The 18,566-nt window shown below is 34.4% G+C and carries 16 protein-coding genes and 1 other RNA gene; 16 read left to right on the top strand and 1 reads right to left on the bottom strand.

The genetic code is table 11. The features are described 5' to 3' along the window. Positions 1-3 precede the first annotated feature (3 nt). On the top strand, positions 4-441 hold the full coding sequence (fliS, locus tag BZ25_RS03920; protein ID WP_121515264.1) for a flagellar export chaperone FliS: 438 nt from the start codon (positions 4-6) through the stop codon (positions 439-441). A gap of 48 nt (positions 442-489) precedes the next feature. Here the strand turns inward: fliS and BZ25_RS10280 are convergent, their stop codons facing one another. Continuing rightward, positions 490-627, bottom strand: coding sequence for a hypothetical protein (locus BZ25_RS10280; RefSeq protein ID WP_158585718.1), 138 nt, complete (start codon positions 625-627; stop codon positions 490-492). A gap of 143 nt (positions 628-770) precedes the next feature. Between BZ25_RS10280 and BZ25_RS03925 the strand changes: the two genes are divergently transcribed. From BZ25_RS03925 to BZ25_RS04000, 15 genes are all read left to right on the top strand, one after another. Then, positions 771-1,817 (top strand): dipeptidase, encoded by a 1,047-nt coding sequence (locus BZ25_RS03925; RefSeq protein WP_121515265.1) that lies wholly within the window; start codon positions 771-773, stop codon positions 1,815-1,817. Positions 1,818-1,990: 173 nt separating this feature from the next. Then, positions 1,991-2,278, top strand: a complete 288-nt coding sequence (locus tag BZ25_RS03930; protein ID WP_121515266.1) for a hypothetical protein — start codon at positions 1,991-1,993, stop codon at positions 2,276-2,278. 72 nt (positions 2,279-2,350) lie between these two features. After that, positions 2,351-4,285 (top strand): ATP-dependent helicase, encoded by a 1,935-nt coding sequence (locus BZ25_RS03935; RefSeq protein ID WP_121515267.1) that lies wholly within the window; start codon positions 2,351-2,353, stop codon positions 4,283-4,285. Between the two features lie 80 nt (positions 4,286-4,365). Then, positions 4,366-6,273: a site-specific DNA-methyltransferase gene (locus tag BZ25_RS10370; protein WP_199676840.1), complete on the top strand. Its 1,908-nt coding sequence runs from the start codon at positions 4,366-4,368 to the stop codon at positions 6,271-6,273. Next, positions 6,270-8,822 (top strand): DEAD/DEAH box helicase, encoded by a 2,553-nt coding sequence (locus tag BZ25_RS03945; protein ID WP_121515268.1) that lies wholly within the window; start codon positions 6,270-6,272, stop codon positions 8,820-8,822. Before BZ25_RS10370 ends, BZ25_RS03945 begins: the two co-directional genes overlap by 4 nt. A gap of 1,024 nt (positions 8,823-9,846) precedes the next feature. Next, positions 9,847-10,959: a type II toxin-antitoxin system RnlA family toxin gene (locus tag BZ25_RS03950; RefSeq protein WP_121515269.1), complete on the top strand. Its 1,113-nt coding sequence runs from the start codon at positions 9,847-9,849 to the stop codon at positions 10,957-10,959. A gap of 5 nt (positions 10,960-10,964) precedes the next feature. Continuing rightward, complete coding sequence (gene rnhC, locus BZ25_RS03955) at positions 10,965-11,903, top strand: ribonuclease HIII (protein WP_121515270.1); 939 nt, start codon at positions 10,965-10,967, stop codon at positions 11,901-11,903. Between the two features lie 723 nt (positions 11,904-12,626). Then, positions 12,627-13,322 carry a hypothetical protein gene (locus BZ25_RS03965; protein ID WP_121515271.1) on the top strand — a complete coding sequence of 232 codons (696 nt, stop codon included), beginning with the start codon at positions 12,627-12,629 and terminating at the stop codon, positions 13,320-13,322. A 31-nt stretch (positions 13,323-13,353) separates the two neighbouring features. Then, positions 13,354-13,944, top strand: coding sequence for a thymidine kinase (locus BZ25_RS03970; protein ID WP_012209302.1), 591 nt, complete (start codon positions 13,354-13,356; stop codon positions 13,942-13,944). Positions 13,945-13,947: 3 nt separating this feature from the next. Next, entirely contained in the window at positions 13,948-14,772 is an 825-nt protein-coding gene (locus BZ25_RS03975; RefSeq protein WP_121515272.1) for an aldo/keto reductase, read from the top strand. A gap of 76 nt (positions 14,773-14,848) precedes the next feature. After that, an RNA gene (gene ffs, locus BZ25_RS03980) (signal recognition particle sRNA small type) lies at positions 14,849-14,948 on the top strand. Positions 14,949-15,047: 99 nt separating this feature from the next. Further along, a complete protein-coding gene (locus tag BZ25_RS03985) occupies positions 15,048-15,725 on the top strand; it encodes a class I SAM-dependent methyltransferase (protein WP_012209304.1) in 678 nt (225 codons plus the stop codon). Position 15,726: 1 nt separating this feature from the next. Next, a complete protein-coding gene (locus tag BZ25_RS03990) occupies positions 15,727-16,479 on the top strand; it encodes an energy-coupling factor ABC transporter ATP-binding protein (RefSeq protein WP_121515273.1) in 753 nt (250 codons plus the stop codon). Next, entirely contained in the window at positions 16,470-17,276 is an 807-nt protein-coding gene (locus tag BZ25_RS03995; protein ID WP_121515274.1) for an ATP-binding cassette domain-containing protein, read from the top strand. The genes BZ25_RS03990 and BZ25_RS03995 overlap by 10 nt, the downstream gene beginning before the upstream one ends. A 24-nt stretch (positions 17,277-17,300) precedes the next feature. After that, positions 17,301-18,524, top strand: a complete 1,224-nt coding sequence (locus BZ25_RS04000) for a hypothetical protein (RefSeq protein ID WP_121515275.1) — start codon at positions 17,301-17,303, stop codon at positions 18,522-18,524. Positions 18,525-18,566 lie beyond the last annotated feature (42 nt).

The following is an 18,566-nucleotide window of genomic DNA, read 5'->3' on the forward strand; positions in this document are numbered from 1 at the left end:
TGAATGTACAATAATAATCAAAACGCTAATTATTATTTTGAAAACAGTATAAAAACAGCTAGCCCTGCAAAGTTAGTCGAACTTTTGTATCAAAATTCGATCGAAAGAATAAATAAGGCAATAAAAGCTATCGAGAATAAAAATTTTTCCGAGGCCAATAAACAGATCATAAGAGTTGAAGATATAGTCACAGAACTCAACGTTTCTTTGAATCTTGAAAAAGGTGGAGAGATAGCTAAAAACCTCAGAGCACTATACAATTACATGTATCAAAGATTGTTAGAATCAAATACCAAAAAGGATATTGAAATTTTAAAAGAAGTAAGATCTTTTCTACAAGAGCTCTTAGATACTTGGAAAGAGATCTTGAAAAAAGAAGTCAAAACTTCTCGAGAGTTAAACGCCAAATCTGTCGATCCCAAATTTGATCTTCAATATTAAAAATTCAAAAACCCTCCAAAATCATAAGCGAGTTTGGAGGGTTTTTGTTTAATCAATTCTGAAATCTATCCCATCGTAGATCTTCAACATCTTTATTTCGTGAAGTGATGGCTCCAAAAGCCTTTCTTCAAGAATTTTATCGGTATCTATACTTACTTTTGCAATGACGTCTTCTTCGTCTCCCAATTTAATTAGGGTATCCCCGTGTGAATTTTTTCTCCATTTTATATGCATTTAAAAAATTATGAAAATAATAGTATAATTAAAAAACCTGATATCCCTACAACTGCAACCGCAAAAAAATAACAAAAGATCGAGGAGGAAATATTTTGACTAATTTCAAAGAACAAGCTCATAAAATCTTAGAAGAAAGTCTTGTAATCGATGCACACTTTGATTTACTAATGGATGTAGCAAATCAAAGGAAATATGGGATTCACAAAGTTATAGAAAACGATCATCTCGACAATTTTCGTAAAGGTGGATTAAATGCCGTAGTTTCCTCTTTGTTTATCGAAAGTTTTTTAACCCCCGAAATCTCATTAAGAGAGGCTTTAGACCAAATCAGTTCATTTTACCAGGAATTAGAAGAATCAAGCGATTATTTAATGTTATGTAAATCCTACGAAGATATAATTAAAGCAAAAGAAAGTAATAAAATCGGAATATTTTTATCTTTTGAAGGAGTTGAACCTCTATACAACGATTTAGATTTACTCGATATCTTTTACCGTTTAGGTGTGAGATTTGTCGGGCTGACTTGGAGTAGAAGGAACTACGCTGGTGATGGAAGCAAGTTTCTACCGCCAGACCCCAAGAAAAACTCGAACGGTTTATCTGATTTTGGAATTGATTTAGTTAAAAAAGCTCAAAGCTTAGGTATGGTAATAGATGTTAGCCATTTAAACGACAAAGGATTTTGGCAAGTTATTGAGCTTAGTAAAGGACCTATAATAGCTTCCCATTCTGATTGTAGAAAGATAGTAAACTTAGAAAGAAACCTCTCTGATTCACAGATAAAGGCGATAGCAGATACCGATGGAGTAATAGGAATAAACGCCTATAACAAAATCGTATCGAATGATCCGGAAAAAGCCAATGTTGATGATTTAGTTAAACATATAGATCATATTGTAAATTTAGTAGGTATTGAGTATGTTGGTTTAGGATTTGATTTCTGTGAGCACCTAAAAAAATTCAACCCCCAGTTTGTGAACGAACTTAATCCATCCCCATCTTTTCAAGTTTTAGATAACCATTCAAATATTGTATTACTCGTTGAGAAATTACTACAAAGTGGATATGGTGAACAAGATATAAAGAAGATATTGGGAGAAAATTTTTCAAGGGTGTATAAAAAGGTACTAATTGATTAGAAATTTTAAATTATTAAATTGAAAGAAATCTGGTAAAATAAAAAAGAAGGAAAGAAAATAAAAGAATTAACAGATTAAAGCTATTCTTAACACAAGGGAATCATTCATTAATTGTGGCTGAATCTAAAAAATCAGAAAAAAGATCGTCAAAATGTAGTATAGAGGTGAAAAGCGTGGCTGAAAATAAAAAATATGTAGAACTCCTATGGGCAGGAAAATATAACAAAATTGACTTGAGTGAAAAGATGCCCATTGAAAAACCAAATCTTCCATTTCAGACTATTGAGACGGTGAATAAGCCAAGAGCCAAAGGAAGAAATTCGCTTCCACTTTTTCCAGAGGATAAATATCCTGAAAACTATCCAAAGGATTGGAAGAATTTACTCATTTGGGGAGATAACAAACTGGTGATGAGAGAATTGCTGGCCGAAAATGGCTCTATCTATGTACATTTAAATTGACATGTAGGGCATTATGTTAAGGTGATGATGGATGAAGTTTTCGACACTTAAGGAATTGAAGAGGTTGCCAAAATGGTTTGGTATGAAGGTTTAACTGATGAGCAAAGACCTATCGTTGGTTGCGATTCAGAGAAGTCAATTAGGCTTTTGGCAGGGCCAGGAACAGGTAAGACAAAATGCCTGATTCACCGTGTTGCGTATTTAGAGGAAGAGAAATTGGCTAAAAATCAAGATATAGTGGTTATAACCTTTACACGTGCTGCGGCTCATGAAATTCGTGAACGATTAATAAAGGAGCTAAAATTATCAGAAGAAGATCTTCCTTCGGTTCGCACTTTACATTCTTATGCCTTAGCGATGATGATGAAGCGACCCATATACAATGACATAAAAAGACCTTTAAGAATAGCTGATGATTACGAGGAGAAGAAGATAATTATTCGTGAACTTGCAAAAATGTTAAACATGAATTTCAGGGGTGTAAAAAAATTATTAGAAGAATATAACGCCGCATGGAATACTTTATCAATTGATAACCCTGATTGGAGAGAAACAAATAGAAATATTGAGTTTGAGAAAAAACTCAAAATATTACGTCAATTTTATAGTTTTACGCTTAGAGGGGAACTTCCATACAAATTTAAAGACATGTTAGAGGGAGAGCCGATTATTGCAAGAGAAATAGCCCCTTTATACCTGCTTGTTGATGAATATCAGGATTTAAATAGATGTGACCAAGCGGTTATTTACGCTTTAGCTGAAGCAGGTTCAAGGGTCTTTGTTGCGGGTGACGATGATCAGAGTATATATGTTAGTTTACGTCATGCCAATCCTGAGGGTATTAGACGTTTTCCCGAAAGATTCAAGCCTTGTGAGTCATTCAAAATAGAATTATGTAGAAGATGTCCGAGACAAGTTATAGATATTGCAAATAAGCTGATAAGTAATGACAGAGATAGGGAAGAAAAAAAATTAAAGTCACAACCAGACGCTCCAGAAGGTAATATAAGGGTTTTAAACTTCACAGGGCAACGACGAGAAGCCATTGGGATCGCGAATATATGTCAGGGCTTACATGCTCATTACGGCTATAAATGGTCTGATATTCTTATCCTACTTTCAAGAAAGAATTTGGGAAACTTAATCGCAGAAGAATTAGATAAGAGTGAAATTCCTTTTGTAAATATTGAGAACAAAAAGCCACTCGATGATGAAGCAGTTAGATTATCATATTCTGAATTGAGACTGCTCAGTGATGAGTATGATGCATTAGCTCTAAGAACATGGCTTGATCTTCAAGCAGGTATGGGGAATTCCGCTGTTGAAGCTTTGCGTGACTTATGCAGTGAAAATAGTATTGCCTTAATAGAGGGTGCGAGGGGAGTTGCTTCGGGAGAATACAATCTACCTAGATTTAGAAGTAAAATCGTGTCAGCTTGGCGAAGACTTGCTGAGCGTTTGGAGGTACTAAAAGGGGTGCAAGAAGATCTATTAACGCTTATCGAACTGTTATTTGGTATTAAACCCGAAGGTAAATCGGCAATGGCTGAGATATACAAATTTTTAACTCGACTGATCCAGGAAAAAACTATCGAAAACGTGGACGATTTGATAGCAATGCTTCAAACCACGGAGTTTGATCTGGAGCCAACTGATGAAGGGTTAGAGAATGTCGTAAGGATTATGACAATGCACAAAGCAAAAGGTCTTGAAGCACCTGTGGTAATAGTTCCAGGATTGGAAAACGATTTAATGCCGGGTTCTGAGGATATAGAGACTGTTAATGAGAAAAGGCGACTGTTATACGTATCTATTACCAGAAGTAAAGAAGTGCTGATACTTACACACTGCACCTATCGAAGTGGACGCGGGGCATATATGGGTGCTGGTGGCGGTGAAATTCAGAAGAAGAGAAGCGATTTTTTAAAAGAAATGGGTTTTAACTATTCTACTCTTGCTGATGATAAAAATACCAAGGATTTTAGGGATACAGGAAAATGGTTTTAGAACCCATAGATTTCAAAAAAGAAATATAGCATACAGATATAACATAATAGTGCTAAAGTTAAAAAAGGAGGCAAGAAGAGATGTCAGCCAATAAAACTCCTAACAAAAAATATGTAGAACTCCTATGGGCAGGAAAATATAACAAAATTGACTTGAGTGAAAAGATGCCCATTGAAAAACCAAATCTTCCATTTCAGACTATTGAGACGGTGAATAAGCCAAGAGCCAAAGGAAGAAATTCGCTTCCACTTTTTCCAGAGGATAAATATCCTGAAAACTATCCAAAGGATTGGAAGAATTTACTCATTTGGGGAGATAACAAACTGGTGATGTCTTCGTTGATAAAGCAAGGCTGGGCTGGAAAGATTAATTTAATTTACATAGATCCGCCATTTTTCACAGGTGCGGATTTTTCTGTGAAAACAAAAGTTGGGGAGGAGAAAATAGAAAAAGAGCCTTCCATTATAGAAGAACGTGCCTATAAGGATACTTGGAGCGGTGGAATTGCATCTTATCTGAAATATATGTATGAGCGACTGGTTTTAATGAGGGATTTACTGGCTGAGAATGGTTCTATTTATGTTCATTTAGACTGGCATGTTGGTCATTATGTAAAGGTGATGATGGATGAGATTTTTGGGTGGGATAATTTCGTAAATGATATTATTTGGTCCTATCAAGGCACAGGAGCACCCAAGAAAGGATTTAAACATAAACATGATATGATTCTTTTCTATTGTAAGACTGAGCAATTCTTTTTTAACGAAAAGGAAGCTGCTGAACCTATGACCGAAAAAACAAAAGCGAAATTTTCTATGGTTGATGAAGAAGGTAGAAATTATAAACACTATAAGCATCTGGATGGATCTTATCATAGACAATACCTCGATGAAACAAAAGAAATGAGATTAAGGGATGTATGGGAAATATCTACAATTCAAAGTTGGAATGAAAAATTAGATTTCGATACCCAAAAACCTGAAGCCCTTTTAAAACGTATTATCCTTGCCTCCTCTAACCCAGGTGATATCGTTGCAGACTTTTTCTGTGGTTCAGGTACAACTTTAGCGGTTGCTGAAAAACTTGGCAGGCGGTGGATAGGCTCAGATTTATCCAAGTTTGCAATACAAGTTACAAGAAAAAGGCTTCTAGATATCCATAATTCAAAGGATTTACAGACAGAAGCTCAAGACAAATATGGTCAGCCTGCAAGACCTTTTGAAATCTGGAACATTGGAAATTATGAGACAGTTTACTGGCAGGAGAGAGAAGATGAGTATCTTGATTTTATGCTCAAACTTTATCAGGCACAACCTTTAACTGGTTTTAAATATTTACATGGCAGAAAAGGAGACAGGGCCGTTCATATCGGACCTTTGAACGCACCTGTTACGATGGAAGAAGTGGAAAAGATGGTTATCGAGTGCAGAGCCAATGATTTCAACAAAGCAGATGCTCTTGGCTGGGAGTGGAGTTATGAAGTTAACGAACTCGCCAAAGCACGAGCAAAGGAAAATGGAGTCGAATTACGGCTTGTTCAGCTTCCTTCTGTGAATGAGATAAAATCCTCGCTTGTTGGTTTTGATTTGCAGTTATTAAAGATTCCAGATCAGGTGGTAGAGAAGGAATTAGCCAAATATATTAAATTCCCAGAGGTTGCATATCTCGAAATTGATACTAAAACGAAGGGAAATGAAGTTGTACTGAAAATCACTGATTTTCAAATTCCACCCACAGGAGAACTCGCAGAGATTGCCAGCAAAGTAAAAGACTCAAGGGAACTCATAGATTACTGGGCAATTGATTGGGATTACAAAGGCGATACCTTTCACAATCAATGGCAGAGTTTCAGGGTGAAAAAGAATCCTAAAGTCGATTATGAGGCAAAACACAAATATGATGAAGCAAGCGAATACCAGATAATGGTTAAGGTGGTGGATGTTTTTGGGAATGACACGAATAAGGTTTTGAAGGTGATGATAAAATGAGACCTACTGATCTTTTACAACCCGAACAGAGACGCCCAAGTAAGGCATATTTAGTCAATGAACTTCGAAAAGCAGTATACACATGGCGAGAAGAAGGCTATCCAAAAGTTACGCCCACAACAAAAAGGCTCTTGCAGTTCTGGTTTGAAGAAGACCATTTGGTAGAAAAAGAGCTCTTTCAATTCTGGTTTTGCCAGAGGGAAGCTATTGAAACGCTGATTTACGTTTATGAAGTAATGAAAAAACGGGATTTCATTGATATAGCAAGGGATTTCGGTGCTGGACCTATACAAGGTTATGACCCCTCCTATGATCAATATCCACTTTATGCCTTCAAAATGGCTACAGGTTCTGGTAAGACCTATGTAATGGCATTGAGCATTGTTTGGCAGTATTTCAATTATAAAAAAGAGAGCAAAGATGATTATACCTCAAAGTATCTGCTCATAGCAGGAGAAAAAAATGTAATTTATGATAGGCTGACAAGAGATTTCAAAGATGGCAAGATTTTCCGAGAATTGCCGCTTATTCCTCCTGAGTGGCAAGAGGAGTTCGACTTGAAAGTGATCCTTAAGGAGGATCCAATCCATATAATTCCAGAAGCAGTGTTGTTTTTGACCAATATTCAACAGTTAGAACAAAGGGAGAGTAAAAAGAAAGAAGTAGAGCAGTATATAGATAAAGTTATGGAATTGCCCGAGGTTTATAATGTTTCCGATATCTATCAGGAAAACAGGATAAAAGAGGTTCTTACCACTTGCCCTAATATAATGATCTTGAAAGATGAAGCCCACCACATATACAGTTTTGAAAAGGCATGGAAGAAGATACTTTTGGAACTTAACAAAGACTTGGTCTCTCAATATGGCAAAGGCATCAATATGGAACTCGATTTTTCTGCCACGCCCAAAACTGAAAATGGAGCTTTATTTCCATGGGTCATTGTTGATTTTTCATTGAAAGAAGCCATAGAAATGAACATCGTGAAATTGCCGCTGAAGGGGCTTGTAAAGGGTGCTAAAGAAATTGCTTCTAAAAAAACAGTTGAGAGATACAGAGCTTGGATTGATGCGGGAATAAGAAGATGGAGGGAATACAAGGATAAATTAAAGCCCTTATCAAAAAAGCCAGTACTGTTCTTTCAGTGCCCAGAAAATGAAGAGGCAGATGAGATATATGAGTATCTGAACTCTGCTGTTCCAGACCTTAAAGATAAGGTATTATTGATACATACAAATAGCACTGGAGAAGTTAAAAAAGCAGATCTATCTAAAGCGAGAGAGTTTGCAAAGACAATTGATGATCCAGATCCTGAAAAAAATCCATACGAAGCAATAGTAAGCACAATGATGTTAAATGAGGGATGGGACGTTAGAAATGTAAATGTGATTGTGGGACTTCGATCGTACACATCAAAAAGGAAGGTGCTCCCGGAACAAGTTATAGGGAGAGGTTTAAGAAAAATGTTCCCTGAAGAAGATGCAAATGTTGATAAATCAATAAACATTCTTGAAGTTATTGGACCACCAGGTTTGATGGATATTCTTGAGGAATTAGAAACCCAAGAGGGTATCAAGTTCGCTGAGTTCGATACTGGAAAATCACTTAATTTAACAACTATATATGTAGATGAGAATAAACTTGATAAAGATATCGAGATTCCGATGCTCTCTCCGAGGATTCTCCTAAGGGAATTTCAATTGGATGAAGTTGAGGTTGACAAATTACCTCCGGTTGCAATACCATTGGAAAACAAAATCTTAGAAATGGAATATGTAGCTGTAGATATGCTAAAAGGAATGGAAATTATAAAAAGAAAATGGAATTTGCCTGTACCGCAGGATTCAAAAAGTGTTATTGCCTATTATACAGACCAGATACTTAAGCAGTTGAAAATAAGAGGAGTATTTTCTAGTTTTTACCCACTCGTAAAAAAATATGTCGTCGAAAAACTATTCAGCGAAAAAGTTGACCTCGATGACCCAAGAGTTCTTTATAAGCTGAGTACTCCTGAGGTTCAGGAACAATTAACAAGATTGTTTGTAGAAGCGTTCAAAGATATGACTTTTATAGAAAAGGAGCCAGAAAAGATATATTTTATTAGACTTTCAGACACGCCACCTTTTCCCTCATCAAAAATGGTTTATCCTGCTGATAGATGCATCTTCAACTATGTTCCTTGCGATAACAATTTTGAATTGGATTTTGCCAAGTTTTTAGACAGAGCTGAAGATGTGTTAGCGTTTAGTAAAATAGTTCCCAAAATTGGTTTTTTTGTAGAATATAGAGATTCTGATGGGAATCTTAAGCTATACTACCCGGATTTCGTCATATTAACAAACAAAAACGAACATTTGATTGTTGAAACAAAGGGTAGGGAAGACGTTGATGTTAAACATAAAGATAAAAGAATGAAATTGTGGTGTGAAGATGCTACTAAAATTATAAAAAGTAAATGGACTTTCAAACGAATTAATCAAGAAGATTTTGAGAAATATAGATTTAAAAGCATTCAAGAGTTGATTTCAACTCTGAAAGATGTTGGGTGATATCAATATCAAAAACCAAAGAGGTGGTCTTCGAATGAGCCATTTACCCGTTGCTGTTGAAACCTTTTATTTTCTTGTATAGTTTTGTCAGAATTGATCATACAACACAGAATATAAAATTCACTTTTCTTACAGAAATTACTATTTTGTGTTATAACTGTGAATATGCTGCTTATATGCTATAAAAGTAAAATTCAATTTGATAGAATTCTTCAATCAAAACCGTTGTTCTTTGAAAGTTATACTTTAGTTCGTTTCACAAAATTATGGTTAGGAAAAACGAAATAGGAACAAAGGATTGAATAATCATGTACCGTTAGGAAAGAGATAAAAAATGACAACGTACTTGCTATTAAAAAATCCTAACAACCTTAAAAGAAAGATAAAGTTAGACTCGATGAATTGATGGAATATCAACATCTTGACACAGTTCAACCCTCCGGATTGGTACTTGAGTTTAAAAAAATGTTCGATTACAAGAAACCTTCTTATGCAGTTAAGTATTTTAAACGATGGTATGAAAAGGTAACGAAATCACATATACTCGATGAAAATGGTCGATATTTCTATCCTATGCCACTAAATAAATGATGTTATAGCTCAGAAAAAAACCTATTTGTATAAGTATAATTTAATCCTTCTAACAGTGCATATATACTCCTTTGGTGCTATTTGTAATCTCGCAGTCTCACCTTTGCTATTGTTATGGTGAAAACTCACATACGCCGGAACCTCATGGCTATGCCTTCAGAGGTAGGCAATAAAAGAGATTAAAAACATAAAATTAACGAAATTTTAGAAATAAAAAATTTTTAAAAATAAGATTTTGATTTAAAAAGGGCAACAAGGCAAAAACTTCTCTATTTTTGTGGGCCGATTGCGTGCTAAGAGGTACTAAAACAGATCTGATGAAACTTAGAATGAAGGAAGTATTTTTAAAATTTTCAAATTCTAGAATTATGGTTTCAAGCTTGTTTTATATTTTTTAAAGGGAGTAATAGAATTGTTTGAGGAGGTTTAAGATATGTCTAAATCTGTTTCAAATACTGATAGGATAGCAAAAGTGTTTACCGATTACTGTGATAGTAAAAACTACCAAGTCAAACAAACTGTAGAGAAAAGAAATTTGAGACTTGATATTTCAAACTATTCCGAGAGAACAATAGTAATAATCTACAATACAGGTACAGTACTCATTCAAGGTAAGCAAAACTCGTTGAAGATTGAAATGGAAAATCTAAAATCTCGTTATGAAGATAATCCGCAGTCTTTTCTTGGAGATGAGATAACAGAGATCAAACCGTGCGCGACAAGATATGATATTATGCTATTTGGACTCAGAACAAAAATAAAAGAATCTTTAAACAATCTTGAAGCAACAGTGGCAATTACCGAAAATCCAAGCCCTGCTATTGAATATAGGGCTAAAATTGCTAGGAACAATTTTTCTATAACTTTAACCCAATACAATAATGGCACCTTATTACTTCAAGGGAAAATGGATAAGCTTTTTGAGGATTGCTGTAACCTGATTGAAAGAATTGCTAACCCATCAGAGAAGGACGTGATAGCCAGATTCATATCAAGCGACGAAAAGAATTTGGAGTTTTTTGCAGCTAAATATACTCCTGAGCTCATAGATATAGCTGAGGATAATGTAAAGAAAAAAATAGGCATTGTTTATAATTATCTTGAGACTTATGATAGAAAATGGTTTGTAGCTTCCGAATGTCTCTGCTTAACTAAAATTCCTTTACCTGAGTTCTCCCCTTTAGTAATGCCTGCATCAAAGGCATTTGAGGGTTTTGTAAAAAAACTTCTTGTTGGGATAGGGCTTTTCGAAGCAGGGTATTTCAATACAAAAAATGCAAATTTCTCCAGTCTGAATGATAGAAGCAATCCAAAAAGAAAAGCTATTTGTGAAAAAGAAAAACATGCAGATACAATGCTCACAAGAATTAGTGTGTGTCTCGATACGAACAGAAACTTTATGATGCATAGTGACGAGAGTAAAATTACCAAAGTTGATTCGCAAGAAAAATCAGAGGACATAGTCAACAAGATATTTAATGATACAAAAGAAATATTTGACTATTTCAATGACCTTTATTCTTTATTTCCTCGAAATAAGGAATGAGTTGTATGCAGCCAAAAAATAAACTTCTTGAGAGCTATAAACATATAAGATCCGCACTAGAAAGCAACAATTTCAATGTATCTGATTGTAAAGAAATCGCTTATGGTGTGCAGTTTACCGTTTCTACTCTTAACTGGTCTGGACTAATTAGAATTTATCAAAACAAGAAGGATGTTTTGAAAATCGATTATTCGCAACTTAATAGTAAAGCAAATGTGATAAAAATCCAAACTTTAATAGAAAGTAAAGGAATACCATCTGGTTCAAAAAATTTAAATAAAAATGTTGGACTAGAATTCCCTATTATCGGCACAGATGAATCGGGGAAAGGCGATTTTTTCGGACCCTTAGTTAGCGCTGGTGTCTATGTAGATGAGCAATCTGCAAAAAAATTGATTGAATGTGGCGTAAAGGATAGTAAGAAACTTAGCGATGCTAAGAACTTAGAACTTGCCCAGAAAGTAACTAAAATATGTAAAGGGCGCTTTGCGATTATTGAAATATCCCCGGAAAAATACAATAACTTATATGAGCAGTTAAAAAAGGAAAAGAAAAATCTAAATACCTTACTTGCCTGGGGACATGCAAAAGCTATAGAGGAAGTTCTTTCAAAGGTTGATTGTAAGGTTGCAATCGCTGATCAATTTGCAGACGAAAGCTTTATCCTTAGTAAACTTCAAGAAAGAGGTAAAAACCTGCGACTTATACAGATGCACAGAGCTGAACAAAACATAGCTGTGGCAGCAGCATCGATTCTAGCACGAGCAAGGTTTTTAGAAAAACTATCTAAACTATCAAATGAATATAAAATAAACTTGTCTAAAGGTGTATCGCAGACAGTTATAGAAAGTGGGAAGAAGATTGTTGCCACATATGGAGAAGATATTCTCAGAAAAGTAGCCAAATTACATTTCAAAACAACTAATGATGTCCTTAACAAATAGTCGAAACGTAGAGAATATATATAACAGAACAGGTACAAAAAGCTAATGAATTTAGAAAAATAGGGGCTTTTGAGGAAGCATTTCCACTCGTTAGATATTTATGAAAAGAAACAGAAGATGAGTTTGAGGAGGAAAACTTCTTCTCTGCATTAGGAAATTGGAACTGCAGGTTATAGATAATAATTTTTGATAGAAAAGTATTGAGAGAGAATGCTATGGAGAAGAAATTAAAATTTTTCATAGCCAATTACTTTCAGATGAAAAGCCTTATATTGCACAATTTAGAAAATATAGTGTTTCCTTGCAAGACAAAAGTTTGATATTTGATAGAAGATTGGCATAATAGAAAAACTTTATTAAGTGAAAATTATCAGTCGGAGATTGAAAAAATTAAAAAGATGGTAACATTATTTACTTATTTATTTCAACAAATTTTCTTTCCTCACATGACTATAAAAAAGAAATTATTGGGATTAAGAAAAAAGAAAAATGAAGATAATCTTTCGAAAATAGCAGGTAATTAAGGCGAGGTAAAATGAAGTTTTACACAGGCAATAATGGGAAATAATACTATGTTGAATAAGAAAGCTTCTTGTAAACGTTCTGCGAAATTGTTTTGGGCTAGCTTAAATTTATTTATATTTTTCACAGAAAAAAGAAGTATCAAACCATTTCAAAAATATGATAAAATTAAAACGAGAAAGCATATGAAGGAGTCAACGAATGCCAGGATACTTAACACACATTATCTTCGGTCATAAGATTTTTCCAAACAGTTTAAAAAATGTGAAGATGTTTAACCTTGGATTGATGGGGCCAGATATCTTTTATTACAATATTTCTGATCCCAAATATCACATTATTGGTGAAACGTTGCATAATGTTGATTTGACAAGGTTAATAAGAGAGATTCAAAAGGAAAGTCCAGAGTATGCCTTAGGTTTATACCTACATTCTTATCTTGATATGAAAATACATCCACGAATCAATATCATAGAAAGAAACACTGGCAAATCACATACTAAAATAGAAACCTTGATCGATGCAGCTTTATTAAAAAAAGAGTGGAACACCACTGTTTTCAGGTTAGACAAGCATTTTTTCCCCAACAAATTACCAGCCAGGTTCATGAGGATCTTTGATGAAGTTCTTTACGAATATTACGAGATAGAAGATGTGAATATTAAAAGCTTGTATGATGTTTTTTTGAAAAACTTTTTCTTCTTATACAAATGGTATCCTATCAAGGCGGTTGCTTCGTATGTGCTCTACGTTGTTTCCGTGGGAAGATTCAATTACAAGGACTATTTTATATTTAGAACCCCTTCCTTGGATATTCTGAATGATTTTGGAATTGAAACATTGTGGAAAGAGTCTTTAGATGAGATTGATCAACTACTATCCGAAAAATTTAATTAAAACTAATGAAAAAGGGATGTGAAACTTTAATATGGCAACAGGTAATTTAGTAGTAATTGTTGGACCTATGTATTCTGGCAAAACTTCCGAATTAATCTCTTTCATTGAAATTTACACACTTGGTAAAAAGAAAATAAAAGTCTTCAAACCTTTGTTAGATAACCGATACAATGAAACTTACATTGTATCCCACTCTAATACATCTGTTAAAGCCATTCCCATCAATAACTCCGCTGAAATTTTGCCTAAACTTGATGGAGACGAAAAAGCGGTTTTTATAGATGAAATTCAGTTTCTAGACGAGCCCCTTAGAGAAGTTGTTGTCGAGATGATCAATTCAGGTAAGGATGTTTATTGTGCTGGTTTGGATTTGAGTTATAAAAATAATCCATTCAAAGTTACTTCACTTTTAATGGCTCATGCAGACACGGTAATTAAAAAGAAAGCCGTTTGCCATGAATGTGGGGAGTATAGAGGTACAATATCTTACAAGATTGTTGAAAATGGTGGAGAAATAGATGTTGGGGGATTTGAAAAATATATCGCCGTCTGTAGAGATTGCTACTTGAAGTTGAATGAAAAAAAACAAAATCAAGATAAAAAACTGAAACAAGGGGGTTGATCTATGAGAATTACAAGCATCTATGATAACACAGAATTAGCCAATAAAGTGAAAATCCCTTGGTTGGGCTATGGGACGTACAAAGCCCATGGAGATGAGTTGATAGAGGGTGTAAAGTACGCTTTAAGTATAGGATACAGATTGATAGATACTGCAGAAATGTACGAAAACGAAGAAGAGATAGGTAAAGCAATCAGGCAAAGTAAAATACCGAGAGATGAAATTTTTATAACCTCCAAAGTATGGAATACGAACCAAGGTTTTGAAAGTACTTTAAACTCTTTTGAAAATTCATTAAAAAGATTGGGAACAGATTATTTAGACTTATACTTAATTCATTGGCCTGTAAGTGGAAGATATATAGAAACCTGGAAAGCTCTTGAAAAGCTGTATAAGGAAGGTAGAGTAAGGGCTATTGGTGTGAGTAACTTTTTAATTCATCATCTCCAAGATATAATAAACAACTGTGAAATTACCCCTATGGTGAATCAAGTAGAATTTCATCCATACTTACTGCAAAGAGATCTTTTGGATTTCTGTCAAAGAAATAAGATACAGCTAGAGGCTTGGAGTCCATTAATGAGAGGAAGAGTTCAAAACATACCTCAGATAGTTGATATAGCAAATAAGTATAAAAAAACTCCCGCACAAATAGTATTGAGATGGGACTTGCAACATGGGGTGGTAACCATTCCAAAATCTGTGCACAAGGAAAGGATAAAAGAAAATGCTGATATTTTCGACTTTGAACTAACAGAGGAAGAAATGAAGATAATAGACAATTTAGATCAAAGTAAAAGATTTGGGGCAAATCCCGATGATTTTTAAGGTTAACATAGCTTTTAACAAGATTAATTGATTTTTCAACAATGAAATGATATAATATGAAAGCGTCATTACAGGAGGCTGGGTCCTGCGCAATAGGAACCCGCGAAACTGGTCAGGCCTGGAAGGGAGCAGCCATAAGCGGAGATTTCTATGTGCAGCAGGGTTACCCAGCCATCTTTAATAATTTTGGAGGTACGAATAAATTGACTCAAAAAAAGAAAAATAATAACGAATATGAAGATGTTCAAATATACGGTCCTGAAGATATTGCTTTCATGAAAGTTGACGAAGTAATAAAAAAAGTTAATAACGATCTGAACCCTGTAAAAGAAAAAGAAATCAAAAGAACACCCTCTTTTGAGCATTACTACACCGAAAACCCAACTTCAGAACTAACGGTAAAAGAATTAGTTTTAATATTAAAAAATGGGCATAAGTATCTTTTTAAAGCCCCTTCTGGAGTGTATGGAAAGAAAAGGATAGACAGGGCAAGCATTTTATTAATCGAAAAAGTAGAATTAACAAATGAAAAAGTTTTGGACATGGGATGCGGATATGGTGTAATAGGTATATCCTTAAAAAGAGAGTTTCCGGACATAGATCTGTATATGAGTGACGTAAACAACAGAGCAGTTGATTTTTCTAAGATAAATGCCAAAAATAACAACGTGAACGCTGTGATCAAACAAGGAAATCTATTCAAACCATGGGAAGATGACTACTTCGATGTTATTGTTAGCAACCCTCCAATAGTTGCAGGTAAAGAAGTATTACATGAACTAATCGAAGAATCTTATCACCATTTGAATGAAAATGGCAAGATATATTTAGTTGCTTACCACAATAAGGGTGGGAAAGCATTAGAAAGTTACATGGAACAAATTTTTGGCAACGTAAAAGAGTTGGAAAAATCCGGAGGTTTTAGAGTTTATCTTTCGATAAAGAGGGGCTAAGATGTTTTTTGGATGCAAAAATCTTTCTTTCAGTTATTATGAAAAAAAAGTACTAACGAATATAAATTTAGACGTCAAAAAAGGCGAGTTTATCGGTTTAGTTGGGAGTAATGGAAGTGGGAAATCTACGCTTCTAAAGCTTCTATGTGGTATTTTATTCCCTCAAGAGGGAGAAGTAATTATCAAAGACCAAAAATTAGATGAACATAATAAAATAAAGGTCGGTTATATTTTTCAAAACCCTGAAAATCAAATTATAGGGGTCACGGTTGAAGAGGATGTGGCCTTTGGGTTAGAAAACATAGGGGTCCCAAGAGAAAAAATGCTAGAAAGAATCGAATGGGCACTTTCAACGGTAGGGTTGGAAGGGTTGAACCACGCAGACCCAAATGCATTATCTGGAGGGCAAAAACAAAGACTTGCAATAGCCTCCATTCTGGCAATGGAACCTGAGATTATACTCATGGATGAACCTACTTCCATGTTAGATCCAAAAGGTCGAAATGAAATCTATAAAGTTATACGCAATCTCAGAGAAATAGGAGAAACGATCATAATTGCCTCTCATCATTATTCTGACCTGGAGCATGTAGACAAAATAATCGCTCTCAACGATGGAGAGATTGTTTATGAAGGGGAGAAAGATCAATTTTACAAAAGTAACGTTATTCAATCTGAACTACCTTTCAACGAAAAAATAAAAAGACAATTTAATGCTGATTTAAAAGAGTTGGTTGATGAAATATGTCGATAATGTTTGAAGATGTAAGTTTTACTTACGCATTGAATACACCTTTTCAAAAGACAGCCCTAGCAAATATAAATCTGGAAATAAAAAAAGGGGATTTGTGGTTATTCGTTGGACATACAGGATCTGGGAAAACTACATTGATAAGTTTAATGAATGGATTGCTTCTACCCCAACAAGGAAGAGTCTTAGTTGAGGGATTATCCACAAAAGACAAAAAGGTCAACATAAAAGATATCAGAAAGAAGATAGGCATAGTTTTTCAATACCCTGAATCCCAATTTTTTCTTCCCACTGTAAAGGAAGAAATAATGTTTGCACCAAAAAATTTTGGGGTTCAACTAAGTGATGATTTACTAAAGTATTATTTAGAGTTGGTAAAGTTACCGGAATCATACCTCGAAAAAAATCCATTCGAACTCTCAGGTGGAGAAATGAGGAAGGTAGCTATTATCTCTGTTCTCTCATATAACCCTGATTATATAATCTTTGACGAACCCACTGTTGGATTAGATTACGTAACAAAAACTTCTATATTCAACCTTATAAAAGAACTTCACAACTTGGGAAAGACCATAATAATATCAACCCATTGGATAGACGAATTCGCCAGTTTGAAACCTAACGTACTGCTGTTAAAAAATGGAGAAGAAGCTTTTAAAGGCAATTTTGACGAATTTGTTTTACTGGATGAAAAAACTCTCTTGGAAGCTGGTATAATATTCAATGAAAAGATGCAATTGTATAAATGTGCTATAAAAACCGGGAAAAAGGAATTGGCTGAAAAGATTTCATCTATTTAAATAAAATTGAGGGGATGATGAAAATTGAAAAGGATTCTGATGTTATCTATTTTTGTTTCAATCTTTTTATTGCAGTTATTTTCTCAGTCTAGTGAAGTTATCGATCTAAGAAGAAGTTTTTTGATTTACACAGAAGGTGATTCCAGTATTGGTTCTTTGTTAGAACAATATTTAAAAAATGATCTCGAAGAACAAGGCAAATATAAGGTATTATCAAAAGATGATCTGTTATTAGAAAATCTTAGAGAAATGCTCGAAAATGAAGATTACATGAAGAAAAATCTAGATGCGGATTTTTTAGTTTATATTCAAATACTTGAAAGCTTCCCTAACTTAGAGAAAACCGAAGAATTAATATGGTGGGAGTACCGTATACTAGCGAAGGTCAACGTCGTCAAAATTTCCACAGGAGAAAACATCTATTCCAAACTTCTCACTTCAAGTGGCACCTCATACATAAATGCTAGTACAAGTGATTTTGAAGCGATATACTATTCAAGAAGATCCGCTACCAATAATCTTGCCTCTTCTATTTCTACGGAGTTGAACAAACTTTTTAAAATAAAAGCCAATATTATATCTATAGAAAATAAATATGTTCATATAGATGCTGGCAGAAACGTTGGAATAAGAGAAGGTATGATGTTTGAATTTGTAATCACTAAAGAATTGAATGGAGAGTTCTATGACCTTCACGGTGGGAAATTGATAGCCGAAGAAGTCTGGGATAACAACAGTTTGTTAAAGATACTCGAAGCCCCAAAAAATTTCAACTACCGAGATGAAAATGTTTACGTATTAGAAAATCCAACTCTCTCTCCAATAAGAACCATCACAGGAATATATTACGTGAACGAAGGATTTGAAAAAAACGGTGTCGGGTTCGAAGCTGGATTCGATAACTATGAACACTTATATACTGGATTCTCTTTTGTATTTTTGTTCGATGAAAGCACATTTGATGGAGATTTTGATTTCAAATTAGGTTATCTTAACTATCTATCAGAAACGGACGCAACCCTTTTATTGGGGATCTTAGTTGGGGTGAAAAGTGTTACAGCTTCGGATGACGCATCCGCTGTTTACTTTAAACTATCACCAGTTATAGATTATAGTTATTATATAAACGAAACCTCTGGACTATACATAGAAGCGGGATATAATTTCCTATTCCCCATAGAAGAAGTAGGAAATATCGAAACGACAAATGATTTTAAAATCAGTGCAGGATTCACTTTTAGATTCTAATATATTAGAATTTAAAGCAGAGGTTTGATGGAGGTGTGTTTA

Source organism: Petrotoga sp. Shatin.DS.tank11.9.2.9.3 (assembly GCF_003665005.1).
GTDB lineage: Bacteria > Thermotogota > Thermotogae > Petrotogales > Petrotogaceae > Petrotoga > Petrotoga mobilis.

Excerpts from the sequence above, each read along its gene's own strand:
- fliS (WP_121515264.1), top strand. The coding sequence starts at position 4 with ATGTACAATAATAATCAAAACGCTAATTATTATTTTGAAAACAGTATA.
- BZ25_RS03935 (WP_121515267.1), top strand. The coding sequence starts at position 2,351 with ATGGTTTGGTATGAAGGTTTAACTGATGAGCAAAGACCTATCGTTGGT.
- BZ25_RS10370 (WP_199676840.1), top strand. The coding sequence starts at position 4,366 with ATGTCAGCCAATAAAACTCCTAACAAAAAATATGTAGAACTCCTATGG.
- BZ25_RS03945 (WP_121515268.1), top strand. The coding sequence starts at position 6,270 with ATGAGACCTACTGATCTTTTACAACCCGAACAGAGACGCCCAAGTAAG.
- BZ25_RS03950 (WP_121515269.1), top strand. The coding sequence starts at position 9,847 with ATGTCTAAATCTGTTTCAAATACTGATAGGATAGCAAAAGTGTTTACC.
- rnhC (WP_121515270.1), top strand. The coding sequence starts at position 10,965 with ATGCAGCCAAAAAATAAACTTCTTGAGAGCTATAAACATATAAGATCC.
- BZ25_RS03965 (WP_121515271.1), top strand. The coding sequence starts at position 12,627 with ATGCCAGGATACTTAACACACATTATCTTCGGTCATAAGATTTTTCCA.
- BZ25_RS03970 (WP_012209302.1), top strand. The coding sequence starts at position 13,354 with ATGGCAACAGGTAATTTAGTAGTAATTGTTGGACCTATGTATTCTGGC.
- BZ25_RS03975 (WP_121515272.1), top strand. The coding sequence starts at position 13,948 with ATGAGAATTACAAGCATCTATGATAACACAGAATTAGCCAATAAAGTG.
- BZ25_RS03985 (WP_012209304.1), top strand. The coding sequence starts at position 15,048 with ATGAAAGTTGACGAAGTAATAAAAAAAGTTAATAACGATCTGAACCCT.
- BZ25_RS03990 (WP_121515273.1), top strand. The coding sequence starts at position 15,727 with ATGTTTTTTGGATGCAAAAATCTTTCTTTCAGTTATTATGAAAAAAAA.
- BZ25_RS03995 (WP_121515274.1), top strand. The coding sequence starts at position 16,470 with ATGTCGATAATGTTTGAAGATGTAAGTTTTACTTACGCATTGAATACA.